The organism is Metasolibacillus sp. (genome assembly GCF_025291715.1).
Classification (GTDB): Bacteria; Bacillota; Bacilli; order Bacillales_A; family Planococcaceae; genus Metasolibacillus; species Metasolibacillus louembei.
The window spans coordinates 1-14,394 of the sequence record NZ_JAMBIZ010000050.1; the positions used below are offsets into that span (position 1 = coordinate 1).

The 14,394-nt window shown below is 41.3% G+C and carries 11 protein-coding genes, 6 tRNA genes and 1 pseudogene; 15 read left to right on the forward strand and 3 right to left on the reverse strand.

Translation table 11 applies throughout. The features are described from left to right. Positions 1 to 86 precede the first annotated feature (86 nt). The 6 genes from M3Z76_RS18960 to M3Z76_RS18985 all read left to right on the forward strand — a co-directional run bounded on the left by M3Z76_RS18960 (position 87) and on the right by M3Z76_RS18985 (position 582). A tRNA-Phe gene (locus M3Z76_RS18960) sits at positions 87 to 162 on the forward strand. 7 nt (positions 163 to 169) lie between these two features. Then, positions 170 to 243 (forward strand) — tRNA-Gly (locus tag M3Z76_RS18965). A 4-nt stretch (positions 244 to 247) separates the two neighbouring features. After that, positions 248 to 324 (forward strand) — tRNA-Ile (locus M3Z76_RS18970). Between the two features lie 9 nt (positions 325 to 333). Continuing rightward, positions 334 to 408 (forward strand) — tRNA-Asn (locus M3Z76_RS18975). A 3-nt stretch (positions 409 to 411) separates the two neighbouring features. Then, positions 412 to 502: transfer RNA gene (locus M3Z76_RS18980), tRNA-Ser, on the forward strand. An 8-nt stretch (positions 503 to 510) separates the two neighbouring features. Further along, a tRNA-Glu gene (locus M3Z76_RS18985) sits at positions 511 to 582 on the forward strand. Between the two features lie 133 nt (positions 583 to 715). Here M3Z76_RS18985 and M3Z76_RS18990 read toward each other — a convergent pair. Continuing rightward, positions 716 to 1,633, reverse strand: coding sequence for an NERD domain-containing protein (locus M3Z76_RS18990; protein ID WP_293929733.1), 918 nt, complete (start codon positions 1,631 to 1,633; stop codon positions 716 to 718). An 82-nt stretch (positions 1,634 to 1,715) separates the two neighbouring features. Then, positions 1,716 to 2,198 (reverse strand): annotated as a pseudogene (locus M3Z76_RS18995) (tetratricopeptide repeat protein). An 87-nt stretch (positions 2,199 to 2,285) separates the two neighbouring features. Between M3Z76_RS18995 and M3Z76_RS19000 the strand changes: the two are divergent. The 5 genes from M3Z76_RS19000 (at position 2,286) to glpK (ending at position 7,988) form a co-directional block, all read left to right on the forward strand. After that, entirely contained in the window at positions 2,286 to 3,041 is a 756-nt protein-coding gene (locus M3Z76_RS19000) for a MerR family transcriptional regulator (protein WP_293929734.1), read from the forward strand. 197 nt (positions 3,042 to 3,238) lie between these two features. Beyond that, positions 3,239 to 4,882 carry a glycerol-3-phosphate dehydrogenase/oxidase gene (locus tag M3Z76_RS19005; RefSeq protein WP_293929735.1) on the forward strand — a complete coding sequence of 548 codons (1,644 nt, stop codon included), beginning with the start codon at positions 3,239 to 3,241 and terminating at the stop codon, positions 4,880 to 4,882. Positions 4,883 to 4,937: 55 nt separating this feature from the next. After that, positions 4,938 to 5,501, forward strand: a complete 564-nt coding sequence (locus M3Z76_RS19010) for a glycerol-3-phosphate responsive antiterminator (RefSeq protein ID WP_293929736.1) — start codon at positions 4,938 to 4,940, stop codon at positions 5,499 to 5,501. A 159-nt stretch (positions 5,502 to 5,660) separates the two neighbouring features. Then, complete coding sequence (locus M3Z76_RS19015) at positions 5,661 to 6,458, forward strand: MIP/aquaporin family protein (RefSeq protein ID WP_293929737.1); 798 nt, start codon at positions 5,661 to 5,663, stop codon at positions 6,456 to 6,458. A gap of 33 nt (positions 6,459 to 6,491) precedes the next feature. Next, complete coding sequence (glpK, locus tag M3Z76_RS19020; protein WP_293929738.1) at positions 6,492 to 7,988, forward strand: glycerol kinase GlpK; 1,497 nt, start codon at positions 6,492 to 6,494, stop codon at positions 7,986 to 7,988. 220 nt (positions 7,989 to 8,208) lie between these two features. Here the strand turns inward: glpK and M3Z76_RS19025 are convergent, their stop codons facing one another. Continuing rightward, positions 8,209 to 9,126 carry a 1,4-dihydroxy-2-naphthoate polyprenyltransferase gene (locus M3Z76_RS19025; protein ID WP_293929739.1) on the reverse strand — a complete coding sequence of 306 codons (918 nt, stop codon included), beginning with the start codon at positions 9,124 to 9,126 and terminating at the stop codon, positions 8,209 to 8,211. A 167-nt stretch (positions 9,127 to 9,293) separates the two neighbouring features. On the opposite strand from M3Z76_RS19025, the gene M3Z76_RS19030 reads away from it, so the two are divergent. The 4 genes from M3Z76_RS19030 to menB are packed head-to-tail and all read left to right on the forward strand — an operon-like array spanning position 9,294 to position 14,000. Further along, positions 9,294 to 10,664, forward strand: coding sequence for an isochorismate synthase (locus M3Z76_RS19030; RefSeq protein WP_293929740.1), 1,371 nt, complete (start codon positions 9,294 to 9,296; stop codon positions 10,662 to 10,664). Then, complete coding sequence (gene menD, locus M3Z76_RS19035) at positions 10,657 to 12,375, forward strand: 2-succinyl-5-enolpyruvyl-6-hydroxy-3-cyclohexene-1-carboxylic-acid synthase (protein WP_293929741.1); 1,719 nt, start codon at positions 10,657 to 10,659, stop codon at positions 12,373 to 12,375. The genes M3Z76_RS19030 and menD overlap by 8 nt, the downstream gene beginning before the upstream one ends. Continuing rightward, positions 12,360 to 13,169, forward strand: coding sequence for a 2-succinyl-6-hydroxy-2,4-cyclohexadiene-1-carboxylate synthase (gene menH, locus M3Z76_RS19040; protein WP_293929742.1), 810 nt, complete (start codon positions 12,360 to 12,362; stop codon positions 13,167 to 13,169). Before menD ends, menH begins: the two co-directional genes overlap by 16 nt. Before the next feature lie 12 nt (positions 13,170 to 13,181). Next, a complete protein-coding gene (gene menB, locus M3Z76_RS19045; protein WP_293929743.1) occupies positions 13,182 to 14,000 on the forward strand; it encodes a 1,4-dihydroxy-2-naphthoyl-CoA synthase in 819 nt (272 codons plus the stop codon). The last annotated feature ends 394 nt before the right edge of the window (positions 14,001 to 14,394 follow it).

The window sequence follows — 14,394 nt, forward strand, 5'->3', positions numbered from 1 at the left end:
CCGTGGTGTAGCGGTTAACATGCCTGCCTGTCACGCAGGAGATCGCCGGTTCGATCCCGGTCGGGACCGCCATTTTTAAAAAATATGGGTCAGTAGCTCAGTTGGTAGAGCATTAGATTGAAGCTCTAAGTGTCGGCGGTTCGATTCCGTCCTGACCCACCATGTATGTGCGGGTGTAGTTTAATGGTAAAACCTCAGCCTTCCAAGCTGATGTCGTCGGTTCGATTCCGATCACCCGCTCCAATAAGGGCCTATAGCTCAGCTGGTTAGAGCGCACGCCTGATAAGCGTGAGGTCGATGGTTCGAGTCCATTTAGGCCCACCAAAAAATTATTCCGAAGTAGCTCAGTGGTAGAGCAACCGGCTGTTAACCGGTTGGTCGCAGGTTCGAGCCCTGCCTTCGGAGCCATATGGGGAAGTACTCAAGAGGCCGAAGAGGCGCCCCTGCTAAGGGCGTAGGTCGGGTGACCGGCGCGAGGGTTCAAATCCCTCCTTCTCCGCCAGCAAAGCTGGCCCGTTGGTCAAGTGGTTAAGACACCGCCCTTTCACGGCGGTAACACGGGTTCGAATCCCGTACGGGTCATTCAAAAAGCAGTGCATGTCTTCGAGACGTTTACTGCTTTTTTATTTGTGTAGAAGAGAATGACCAAAACAAAAATGGGCGAATGTAGACTGTTTGCGGGCGAATTGACTGTGGAATCGGGCGAATTTTCTAGCTAATTGGGCGAATGAGGGGCGATTGTAACAATTTGCTCAGGAATCTCGTAATAAGTAGTTCTGCCTTGCTTGATTATAGGTAAATATTTTAACAAACGCTTTGCTGCATATCTCGAGGAAATCTCACAAAGTGTACGAAACTCCTGATTTGTAATTTTCGAATCTACTAATAAGCGAAAATCAGCTAATGCTTGAAAATGAGCAAATTTATCTTGATGGTGACAGTTTGAGCAAATGAATCGACCTTGTATAAAATGCATTTTATAACTACATTTTTCACAAAACACACCTTTTTTAAAATCTGCTAATGTGAACGAAAATGGTTTTATTGTAGGGGCTTGCATGGTTAGAAGTTGTTCATAAAAAGTGTTGATTTGGAGGACGGGCTTAGTATATTGCTTTAGGCTACTCTCAATAAAGCTATGAAGGTAATCTGCATGAAAGATGGGGATATGTGTATTTCGTCGGCTACCGATAATTACGCGGCGGTTTGCAATGACTACTGAACCAACGATAGGGATATGGGGAAAAAGAGAAGACAGAAAACGGATATGACGTGTTAGTTGGGCAACAGGGTTTGGAAAGCGTTCGATAACGCCATCAGCACGAGTTCGTAGCAATTGTGATGCCTCAACATCAAAATTTAATTGCCCTGCTATGTTTTTCACCTCCAAACAAAGAATGAAAGATGAAAAAATAATGAGAAAATCCATTTCATGTCTATGTGCTGCAAAATCAATTAAACAAAAATTACGCAAAATCTGATGAGGCATAGCCAGCTCTTGCAAAAAATAAAAAACCTCATTCTCGCCTGCAATACCAGCAGCAGCTAATGCATGCTGTTCTACAAAATAATGATAGTCAGGACATTGACTATCAACCCTCCTCATAATAGCTTCAAGCTGCTTGTACTTCAAACTATTTTCACCTCCTTTATTTTATAATAATAGGAAAGTCTATAAATCGGAATATTTTTATAGAGAAAGGTTAAAAGTACTATTACCATGTTTCATCTAATTTCTCTGCATAAAATTGAATAGCTCTTTTGTATTTTTGAATGTTGACATCTGTAGAGCTGTTAGCAATACAGTTTAACAATAGCTCCATTGCATTTGAATGCTCATTTAAGTTGTATAATGTCATTGCATAAAACACTTGAAGTGCTTGATTTTCTGGGAATAATGCAATTGCTTTACTTAGTGTTTCTTATGATTGTTGATATTTGCCAAGCGTTCTAAATGTGCTGCCAAGTCCTAAATAGGCATTTGCCATGTCTTCGGCATTTAATTCGCCTTGAATAGCCTTTTCATAGTATGGAACAGCCTGTGTCTCCTCACCAAGAACGTCAAAGCTCCAAGCGCATTGATATTGTAAATAAGCATCATCAGGGTGCTGTGCCGCTAGCTGCACAAATAATTTATTTGATTCGGTAAGCTTGTTGTCTTTGCGAAGTTGTAGAGCGATTTGTAGTTGATTCATTATTTTCTCCTCCTGTTAAAAATAATTATACAAAACTGTTGACCTTGACGCTACGTCAACATTTATAGTAAGCATAGAGGTGATGAACAGATGAAAATTAATGAACTGGCAAAGCTATCGGGTGTAAGCACACGTACGTTGCGCTATTACGATGAAATTGGGCTGCTGTCTCCTGCGATGAAAAATGATGCCGGCTATCGAATTTATTCGCAGAAGGAGATTGACTTATTGCAGCAAATTTTGTTTTATCGGGCACTAGATATGAAGTTGGAGCAAATTAAAGACATCATTCATGCGCCGAATTTTAATGTGATGGATGCATTAGAATGTCATCGTCAGCAATTGCTAGAGAAAAATGCAATGATTCAGCAATTGCTACAAACGGTGGATCAAACAATTGAAGCATTACAGGGGGGAAAAAATATGTCAAACGAAGAAAAATTCAAAGGCTTTAAAGAAAAAATGTTACAGCAAAATGAAGAGAAATTTGGCGAGGAAATTCGTCAACGCTACGGCAACGAAGCGGTTGAGGCTTCCAATAAGAAGTGGTTGAATATGACGGAGCAGCAATTTGAAGAAATGGGGCAGCTAGAGCAAAGCCTATTTGAGCGCTTACGTGAGGCAATGGCAGATGGAAACCCAGCATCTGAATTAGGTCAGGAGGTTGCTGAATTGCACAAGCGTTGGTTAATGTTTTCTTGGAAGGATTACTCGAAGGAAGCACATGCAGGGTTAGCAGCAATGTATGTGGCAGATGAGCGTTTTACGGCATACTACGATGAGCGCGTGACAGCTGGCGCTTCACAGTATTTACATGATTGTATCGTAGCCTATGCGACGAAATAATGCTGTTGAATTGTGTGGAAATTGTGTGTGTGCCTGGCACCTAAAATGTTTTAACTTGCCTTTTTTAAAAAGGCAAGTTAAAATAATGATAAGTTAATAATTGGTATGAGCGATTGAGAGACCGTTAAGAACATATATGCATTGAGTATATATGCTTTTAATAGTCTCTTTTTTCGTATATGAAGGAGGAAAATGCGATGAGTTCAGCTTCAGCATTACAACGTCAACAAATTATTGAAGAATTGCAAGGTCAGGAATATGATGTATTAGTTATTGGTGGTGGGATTACAGGCTGTGGTGTTGCTTTAGATGCAAGTGCACGTGGCTTGTCTGTTGCTTTAGTAGAAATGCAGGATTTTGCGGCAGGGACTTCAAGTCGTTCAACAAAATTGGTGCATGGAGGGTTGCGTTATTTAAAGCAGTTTGAAGTGAAAGAGGTTGCCGAATTAGGGAAGGAGCGTGCAATTGTTTATGAAAATGGTCCACATGTAACAACGCCTGTTTGGATGCTATTGCCGTTTCATAAAGGCGGGACATTTGGTAAATTTTCAACGAATGTTGGCTTACGCGTCTATGATTTTTTAGCTGGTGTGAAGCGTTCTGAACGCCGTTCTATGTTAAATGCGATTCAAACTAGAAGCAAGGAACCATTAGTAAAAACGCAAGGGCTGCTTGGTGGCGGCGTTTATGTAGAATATCGGACAGATGATGCTCGCCTAACGATTGAAGTTGCAAAAGCAGCAATTGCTAAAGGCGCAACTTTATTAAATTATACAAAGGCACAGCAATTTATTTATGATGACAATCAAAAAATAAATGGCATTGTTGCACAGGATGTAATTGGTGATGAAAGCTTTACGATCCGTGCTAAAACGGTTATTAATGCAGCAGGCCCTTGGGTTGATGAAGTGCGAAAAATAGAGGGGGCACAGCAAGGCAAGCATTTAATTTTGTCTAAAGGTGTGCATATTGTTTTTGACGAATCAAAATTCCCGCTGCGTCAGGCGGTGTATTTTGACACGCCAGATGGTCGTATGGTATTTGCAATTCCACGAGATGGCAAAACATATGTAGGTACGACGGACACATTTTATAAAGGTGATCCACGTAGTATGGATATTGAGCAAAGTGACCGCGATTATTTAATGGAGGCTATTCATTATATGTTTCCGAAAGTGCAAGTGACAGATGCTGATATTGAATCAAGCTGGGCTGGTGTGCGTCCACTAATTCACGAGGATGGTAAAAACCCATCGGAAATTTCGCGCAAAGATGAAGTGTGGACATCGGCATCAGGGCTTGTAACAATAGCTGGGGGGAAGTTAACAGGCTATCGCAAAATGGCAGAATCGGTGCTTGATATGGTTGTCAAAGAGCTAGCGCCAAAATTAAATAAATCAATAGCACCATGCAGCACAAAAAACATTGCCATTTCAGGTGGAGAAATTGGTGGCTCGCGCAATTTGAAGGCATTTTTATATAAGCAAACAAAAAAAGGTGTTGAGCTTGGTTTAACAGAGCAGCAATCTGCATATATGGCACAGCACTATGGCAGCAATGTAGATACAGTATTTGCTTATATGCAAGACAATGATACGGCATTACCAGCTTGGCTTTATGCACAGCTTCGCTATAGTATTGAGCATGAGCTAGTGACACATCCGAATGACTTTATGATTCGCCGTACAGGCTATATGTTCTTTAATATTGCACTTGTACAACAATATAAAGCAGAAATTTTAAATGAAATGGCGAAAATGCTTAGCTGGACAGCAGAGCAGCGTCAACAGTATGAAGGGCAGCTAGAGCAAGAAATAACAAGAGCAACAACAGCTAAGTAATGTAGCGTAGGTTGCCTGAATCGTTCAGGCAGCCTCTTTTATAAGGGGGAGTGGCATGTATTTTAATGGGCAAAAAATAATTCCTGCAGCGCGCACTGTCAAGCAATTTGATGAAATAATGAATAGCTCCTTTGAGTATGTCGTATTGCTAGAGGTACATATAAGCTTGTTATTATCTTTGAAACGCGAGGCAGAGCGCTTTGGGAAGAAGTTAATTATTCATGCAGATTTAATTCATGGCTTGAAAACGGACAATTTTGCTGCAGATTTTCTATGTAATGATATTCGGCCAGCAGGCATTATTTCGACACGTTCCAATGTATTAATTAAAGCGAAATCACGTGGCATCATAGCGATTCAACGTGTCTTTTTAATTGATACGATTGCGCTTGAAAAAAGCTATACGATGATTGAAGCAGCGAAGCCTGATTATATTGAGCTATTGCCAGGCATTATTCCATCCATGATTGCGGAAATTTATGAGCGCACGCAAACACCTGTCATTACTGGTGGTTTAATACGCTCTACAGAGCATATTGAGCAAGCAATTTCAGCAGGGGCAATTGCCATTACAACGTCTAATAAAAAATTATGGGAAAATTTCAAAAAAATGAGTTGACTATCATTTATTTATCTATTAGAATGAATACAAGTTCATAAAAGCGTGGTTAGGAAAAGGGACCCACATTTATTCATCTGCAAAATTTTTGCAGGCTGTTTAAATGTGGGTCTTTTTTGCGTCCTCGCTTAATACACATTTACTAAAGGGGGATAAAAAATGTCTACATTTACGGCAGAGCTGATTGGCACGATGATTCTTATTTTGTTTGGTGGAGGCGTTGTGGCAGGGGCATTATTGTACAAATCGAAAGGAAATGGTGGCGGCTGGGTTGTTATCACATTTGCATGGGGCTTAGCGGTTGCAATGGCTGCTTATGCGGTAGGAGGAATTAGTGGAGCACATTTAAATCCAGCGTTAACGATTGCATTAGCAACAATTGGAGATTTCCCATGGGCAGATGTGCCTCTTTATATCGTGGCACAAATGCTAGGCGCTATGTTAGGGGCAACATTAGTGTACTTCATGTATTTACCGCATTGGAAAGGTACAGAGGATGCGGATGCTAAACTGGCTGTATTCTCGACAATGCCAGCAATTAAACATCCATTATCAAATTTGATTTCAGAAATCATCGGTACATTTATTCTTGTTTTAGGTATTTTAGCATTAGGTACAAATACGATTACAGATGGTTTAAATCCATTTTTAGTCGGTATGTTAATCGTTGTTATCGGTATGGCACTTGGTGGTCCAACTGGCTATGCAATTAATCCAGCGCGTGATTTAGGCCCGCGTATTGCACACTTTTTCTTACCAATTCCAGGTAAGCGTGATTCAGGTTGGTCATATGCATGGGTGCCAGTAGTTGGTCCAATTATTGGAGGCGCTTTCGGTGCATTATTTTTCCAGCAACTATTTGAAGGTAAAAACAGCGTAGCATTTTGGGTTTTAGCGGTTGTCATTGTGGCAATTTTCGCAGGTGCACAAGCGACAGTAAAAAATGTACGTGATTAATGTATAATAAACATAAAATTGGAGGTAATTTTTATGACAGAGAAAAAATATATTTTAGCGTTAGATCAGGGGACAACAAGCTCACGTGCGATGCTGTTTGATGAAAACGGTAACATTGTACACACAGCACAGCAAGAGTTTCATCAATATTTCCCACAAGCAGGCTGGGTAGAACACAATGCAGAGGAAATTTGGTCATCCATTTTATCTTGTATTGCTACAGTATTAACTGAAAAAGGCATTGAATCGAAGCACATTGCCGGAATTGGTATTACGAACCAGCGCGAAACGACAGTTGTTTGGAATAAGCATACAGGTAAGCCGGTTTATAATGCGATTGTATGGCAATCACGCCAAACAAATGCGATTTGTGAGGAATTGAAAGAAAACGGTTACAATGATTTGTTCCGCGATAAAACAGGTTTATTAATCGATGCGTACTTCTCTGGTACGAAGGTAAAATGGATTCTAGATAATGTAGAAGGTGCTCGTACGCAAGCGGAGGCAGGCGATTTATTATTCGGTACAATTGATACGTGGTTGATCTGGAAGCTATCTGGTGGCAAAGTGCACGTAACAGATTACTCCAACGCTTCTCGTACATTAATGTACAATATTTATGATTTAAAATGGGATGAGGAACTGCTAGAAATTTTAAATGTGCCAGCTGCGATGCTGCCAGAGGTACGCCCATCTTCTGAAGTGTATGGCTATACAGAGGAATCATTATTCTTCGGCGCTGCCGTACCAATCGCAGGTGCAGCCGGTGACCAGCAAGCAGCGTTATTCGGTCAGGCATGCTTCGAGGAAGGTATGGTGAAAAACACATATGGCACAGGCTGCTTTATGCTAATGAATACAGGTGAAAAAGCGGTGAAATCGAGCAATGGCTTGTTAACGACACTTGCATGGGGCTTAGATGGCAAAGTGACATATGCGTTAGAAGGTAGTATTTTCGTAGCGGGCTCTGCGATTCAATGGTTGCGTGATGGCTTGCGCATGTTCCGCTCGGCTGCTGAGTCAGAGCAATATGCAGAGCGCGTAGAGTCAACAGAGGGTGTCTATGTTGTTCCTGCATTCGTTGGGCTAGGCACGCCTTATTGGGATTCAGATGTGCGTGGTGCAGTGTTCGGCTTAACACGCGGTACATCAAAAGAGCATTTCGTACGTGCAACGCTTGAATCATTAGCCTATCAAACGAAGGATGTATTAAGTGCGATGGAGGCGGATGCCAATATTCCATTAGCAAAGCTACGTGTTGATGGTGGTGCAGTAGCAAATAACTTCTTAATGCAATTCCAAGCAGATTTATTAAATGTGCCTGTTGACCGACCTGTTATTAATGAGACAACAGCTTTAGGTGCAGCATACTTAGCAGGGCTTGCAGTAGGCTACTGGCAATCGACAGAGGACATCGGCAAATATTGGAATTTAGACCGTCAATTCACGCCAGATATGGATGAGGCACACCGTGAAACAATTTATGGTGGCTGGAAAAAGGCTGTGGCGGCAGCACAGGCTTTTAAATAATAATACAAGTGCTAGGAACATTGTCGTTCCTAGCATTTTTTTTGAGGCTTCGCAGATATGTTGTGAAATTTCGCAGATATATCATGAAAAATCGCAGATATATCATGAAAAATCGCAGATATATGTCTAATATTCGCAGATAAACTAAAGTGCAAATGTATTGAACGGAAGTCATCAAAAAAGACGTTATGACATGCAATCAAGCCATAACGTCCTTACACTATAAAAAATAACCTACGAGCAATCCAACACCTAGTAAAAAGACAAAAAACGTGTTCGTTTGTGCTGTGAATTTCATTGCAGGCATAACATCTTTCGGTGCTTTGTGCGCTCTAAATACAGCAATTGCTTTTAATGGCATCGGTAGGCTTAATACAACAAGCAGCGACCATGCCGAAATATCATCAATAACAACAAGTCCGATTATCCATAAATAAGAAACGATGAAAAATAGCGATAAAATCGTTACAGCATGGTCACGCCCAACTAAAATGGCCATTGTTTTGCGTCCGCCCTCTGTATCGCCAACGATATCACGAATATTATTAGATAGCATAATGCCACCAACTAAAATCATGCTTGGCACAGATAGCAGTACCGCCTCTAATGTCACAGTGCCTGTTTGAATGAAGAAAGCAATCAGGACAATGCCCATGCCCATCACTGCGCCCGATACAAGCTCTCCAAAAGGTGTATAGGCAATTGGAATTGGACCACCTGTGTACAAATAGCCAATCAGCATGCAAGCAAGCCCTACAATAGCAAGCCACCAAGAGGAGACAGCGCAAATATAAATACCGAGTAATAGCGCAATGCCGTAAAAGCTAAGAGCAATCATCATAATCGTTTTTGGTGCGACACCATGCCGCACAATTGTGCCGCCTATGCCGACAGAATTTTCGTTGTCTAGCCCAAGTTTATAATCATAATATTCATTAAACATATTTGTTGCCGCTTGAATTAACATGCTGGCAATTAGCATGGCGAAAAATAACAAAAAATTAATGTCATGCTGTGAAATAGTGGCAGCAATCGCCGTTCCTAAAAATACTGGAGCGAATGAAGCTGTTAATGTATGTGGACGCGTTAAATGCCACCATACTTGAAAGCCCCGATCTGCCTCAATTACCTTCGTCAATTTCCTTCTCTCCTTCAAATAGTATCGAATCTATTTTAAACGAATACGAGGAAAATGGATAGTGTATATGCTTAACCATATTGCAATAGGCAAAAAAGTGATATGATAGTATAGATGTACGACGAGGTAATCGAGTAATTTCGATTGCAACAACGGAGGGAATTTTCATGCAACAAAAGTGGTACAATGCCACTGAGGTGGAAGCGAGCTCTTTAATCTTCTATATGGAAACAATTGAGGTAAGCCGTCTGTCGGCACTTGCCTTTTTTGCGGCTGGGGAAGAGTCTTACAAAGGGCAGCGTTATTTTTGGCAAAATCGAGAGAAAACATTAACATTAGTCGGCTTAGGGCATGCGTATAAAATTGAAAACCAGTTAGCCAATACGCGCTTTGATGAAGTCGAGAAACAATGGAAGCAATTAACGAAAAATATTGTAACGGAAGAGGAATTGCAGCCGATTTTATTCGGTGGCTTTACATTTGACCCAGAAAATACAACCGTGGGTGAATGGGACAACTTTCCAGAAAGTTATTTTACCGTTGCAACATATCAGCTCATGATTCGCAATGATAAAGCGTATGTCAGCATTCATTTAATAACGGATGGCGAAAATGCAGCACCGCAGTTTGAGGAGTTACGTAAAGAACGCGACCATTTAATTCATGCGGCACAGGTGAAGGAAGTAAAAACATATGTGAAGCCACAAATTACTTCATATAGCGAGCCGCATAAAGAAGCTTATTTGCAGTCGATAGATGCTGTGACAGCGAAAATTAAAGCACAAGAGGCGGATAAAGTCGTGATTGCACGCTCACTCGCATTGCAATTCGAGGAGGCTGTATCATCACCGCAAATTTTGTCTCATGTTGTCAACGAGCAACCAGAAAGCTATTTATTTGGTATAGAACGCAATGATATGCTATTTTTCGGTGCCTCACCAGAGCGTTTAGTAAAGGTGGAAAATGGGCGTGCCTATTCATCCTGTATAGCAGGCTCCATTAAACGTGGCGCAACATCAGAGGAAGACCATGCACTAGGTACAAGTCTTTTACAGGATAATAAAAACCGTGGTGAGCATCATTATGTTGTGGAAATGATTACAGAAACCTTTGAAAAGAATTGTATAACTGTCAAAGTACCACAGCAGCCAAAGCTGTTAAAAATTCGCGATATTCAGCATTTATATACACCAGTTGAAGGACAATTGGCTGAAGGTGCAACGATTTTACAATTAGTGAAAGACTTACATCCAACGCCAGCGCTTGGTGGTGTACCACGACAAAATTCGATGAGTATTATTCGTGAATCAGAGCCGATGAATCGCGGATTATATGCCGCACCAATTGGCTGGTTAGATGCGGATGGCAACGGAGAATTTGCCGTAGCGATTCGCTCTGCTGCATTAGTAGGGAATCAAGCCTATTTATATGCAGGGGGCGGCATTGTGGCAGATTCTGAGGCGCAGTCTGAGTATGAGGAAACATTGGTGAAATTCAGACCGATGCTGCGCGCATTAGGAGGGGCAGTTCATGAATGAACGTGAAATATTAACGAATTACGTGTATCGCATCGTCGCTTCTTTATTGCAGCAAGGTGTGGAGGAGGTTGTCATTAGCCCAGGCTCACGCTCAACACCTCTTGCCTATGCATTTGCATCGACAGAGAAATTTAAGATGCATCGTCAAATCGATGAGCGAGCAGCAGCCTTTTATGCGTTAGGTATCGCAAAGGCAAAAGGACAACCAGTTGTTTTATTATGTACTTCAGGTACTGCCGCAGCTAATTATTTCCCTGCCATCATTGAGGCGAAATATGCACGTGTACCATTGATTGTATTAACAGCTGATCGCCCACATGAACTGCGTGAAGTAGGAGCACCACAAACAATCGACCAAATTCGTTTATATGGGGAGCATGTAAAATATTCGATGGAGTTTCCGATTCCAGATGATGCCTCACAAACATTGTCGTTTATTGAGCATCATATCGCACGGGCAACAGCAATTGCTATGGCAGCACCTTTTGGACCTGTGCATATTAATATTCCGTTCCGAGAGCCTTTATTAATTGATTTTAGCGACTTGCCTGAATTAACATTTCAGGCGAGCTTTATGCATGAAAATGTGCCTTCAGCAGAAGCGCGTAATTTCTTAACGCAAGCAATCCATGCAACAGAAAAAGGTTTAATTGTGCTTGGTGAGATGCCTTTAGGAACAGATGTGTCAACGCTTTGGGCGTTTATCCGCAACTGTCAGCTTCCTGTTTTAATCGAAAGCTTAGCAAATATGCGTAGTAATGTGCCTGAAGACTGTTTGCCATATGTCATATCCACATACGATGCGCTATTGAAAAATGAGCATTTTAAAGAAATAGCTGCACCACATATGGTTATCCGCTTTGGTGCACAGCCTGTGTCGAAGTTTTTAATGCAGTTTTTAACGGCATCTAAGCCAACACATTATATCGTAATAGATGAAGATGCATTGTTCCGCGATTCTACGAATAGCTCAACGCATTTTATTCAAGGAAAGCCTGGCGAGTGGTTGGCACAGCTCCCAGTGCAAGCGAAGGCGGAAGACTATGTAGCTTTATGGCATCAGGCGGAGGAAATTGCGAAAAAGCATGTTTTCCAATATTCAGCACATGCACAGGATGAAGGGGCATTCGTACAAAAAATGCTAGAAATCATCCCGAATGGTAGCGATATTTTCGTTAGCAGTAGTATGCCAATCCGTGATATCGATACGTTTTTCCTAGCAACACAAAAGGATATCCGCATTTTCGCAAATCGTGGGACGAACGGTATTGACGGCGTGACTTCTACAGCACTTGGCTTCAGTACGGTTCATAAGCGTCCAACCTATTTACTTATTGGGGATTTAGCCTTTTTACATGATGCGAATGCGTTTGTTGCTTCACGTTATCAAGTAAGTGATTTAACAGTTGTCGTTATGAATAATGATGGCGGCGGCATTTTCTCTTATTTACCACAAGCGAGTGTAGAGGCGCATTATGAAAATTTATTTGGTACGCCAACAGCTTTAACGTTTAGGGAGCTAGCAGCAATGTATGATGTACAATATGAACGTTTAGAAAAGTTGTCAGCGTTTGAAGCAGCGTTACAAGCAAATAAACACAAGCCACTGCGTTTGTTAGAGGTAATGACAGATCGCACTGTTAATGTCGCATCACATCGTGCGTTATGGCAGCGCATTGGTGAGGAGCTAAGCGCATGGTTACAGAAATAAATGGTGTAAAGGTGTATGTGCGTAGTTGGAATGACCATCTATCGCCAACTCTCGTTTGTTTACATGGCTTTACTGGTAGTGCGAGTACTTGGCAGCAGCTGGCAGCTGAAGTACAGGCCCGTGTAGTAGCGGTTGATTTAATAGGACATGGCTTAACAGATGCCCCAGATGATGTAGTACATTATACGATGGATGCACAGGTAGAGCTGTTAGAAAAGCTATTTGACGAGTTAAATTTGCATTCGATTGTTTTGCTCGGTTATTCACTTGGTGGTCGTGTAGCGCTTTCTTATGCTGTGCGATATCCAACTCGAATTCAACAATTAATTTTAGAGAGTGCGTCGCCAGGGTTAGTACAAGAAAGTGAGCGAAATGCTCGTCAAGAAGCAGATAATCAGCTAGCACAAGGCATTGAGCAAAATGGGCTAATAACCTTTGTGAATCACTGGGAGAACATTCCGCTATTTGCCTCGCAAAAGCAATTACCTAAAGCGGTGCAGCAGGCTGTACGTGAGGAACGCTTGCAGCAGCGTGAAAAGGGCTTAGCCAATAGCTTGCGTGGCATGGGCACAGGAGCTATGCCACAGCTATGGGATAAGTTAAATGAGCTAAAGATGCCTGTTACACTTATAACTGGACAGCTCGATACAAAGTTTGTTGCAATTGCGGAGCGGATGCAGGAGCGTATCCCACAAGCAAAGCATCGAACAATTGCAGATGCTGGACATGCAATACATGTGGAAAATCTCGCAGAGTTTGCTACAATAGTAAAGGAAGCATTCCAAGAAATTTAGGAGGTAACTTTTATGACACGTGAGTGGACTTCATTACATACGTATGAAGATATTAAGTATGAATTTTATAACGGGATTGCAAAAATTACAATCAACCGTCCAGAAGTGCGCAATGCATTCCGACCAAAAACGGTAGTGGAATTAATTGATGCATTTACACGTGCGCGCGATGATAAAAATATCGGCGTTATTATTTTAACAGGTGAAGGTGAGCATGCATTCTGCTCAGGCGGAGACCAAAAAGTACGTGGACATGGTGGCTACGTAGGCGACGATGAAATTCCACGCTTAAATGTACTTGATTTACAACGTTTAATTCGCGTTATTCCAAAGCCAGTTGTGGCGATGGTAGCAGGCTATGCAATCGGTGGCGGTCACGTATTACATGTCGTTTGTGACTTAACAATTGCAGCTGATAATGCACGCTTCGGTCAAACAGGACCAAAAGTAGGCTCATTTGATGCAGGCTACGGTTCAGGCTATTTAGCTCGAATCATCGGTCATAAAAAAGCGCGTGAAATTTGGTATTTATGCCGTCAATATGATGCGCAGCAAGCATTAGATATGGGCTTAGTCAATACGGTTGTCCCATATGCAGAGCTTGAAGATGAAACGGTAAAATGGTGTGAGGAAATGCTGGAAATGTCACCGACAGCTCTGCGCTTCTTAAAAGCAGCAATGAACGCTGATACAGATGGCTTAGCAGGTCTTCAACAAATGGCAGGCGACGCGACATTGCTTTATTACACAACGGACGAGGCGAAAGAAGGGCGCGATGCATTTAAAGAGAAGCGTAAGCCTGATTTCGGTCAATTCCCAAGATTCCCTTGATTTTTAAATGAATAATTGAAAATCCGAACTATTCACGAGGTGCTTTAAAGTGGGCCTTTCGTAGAAGAGTTCGGATTTTTTTAACTAAAATACAATATTTTTATGCTTTAAGACCTAATAAACTTTCAAATTTCTACTTTTTATTATAAAAAATACGAAAAAGCTCCTTTGAATTATTATATTATTGATAATATAATGAAACTACTAAATTTAGTAAATAAAATTTATAATTAGTTAAAATTACTTACTATACCTCTATATATTATAAATTCCATTTTGTTAAGAAATTGTTTATCTGTAAATAATAAAATATAGTATATCACTAGCGTCGCATAAATTTTAACTGAATTTTCTGTTTTCTTGTTTTTTCGTCGGAAACGAAAAACGAAGACAC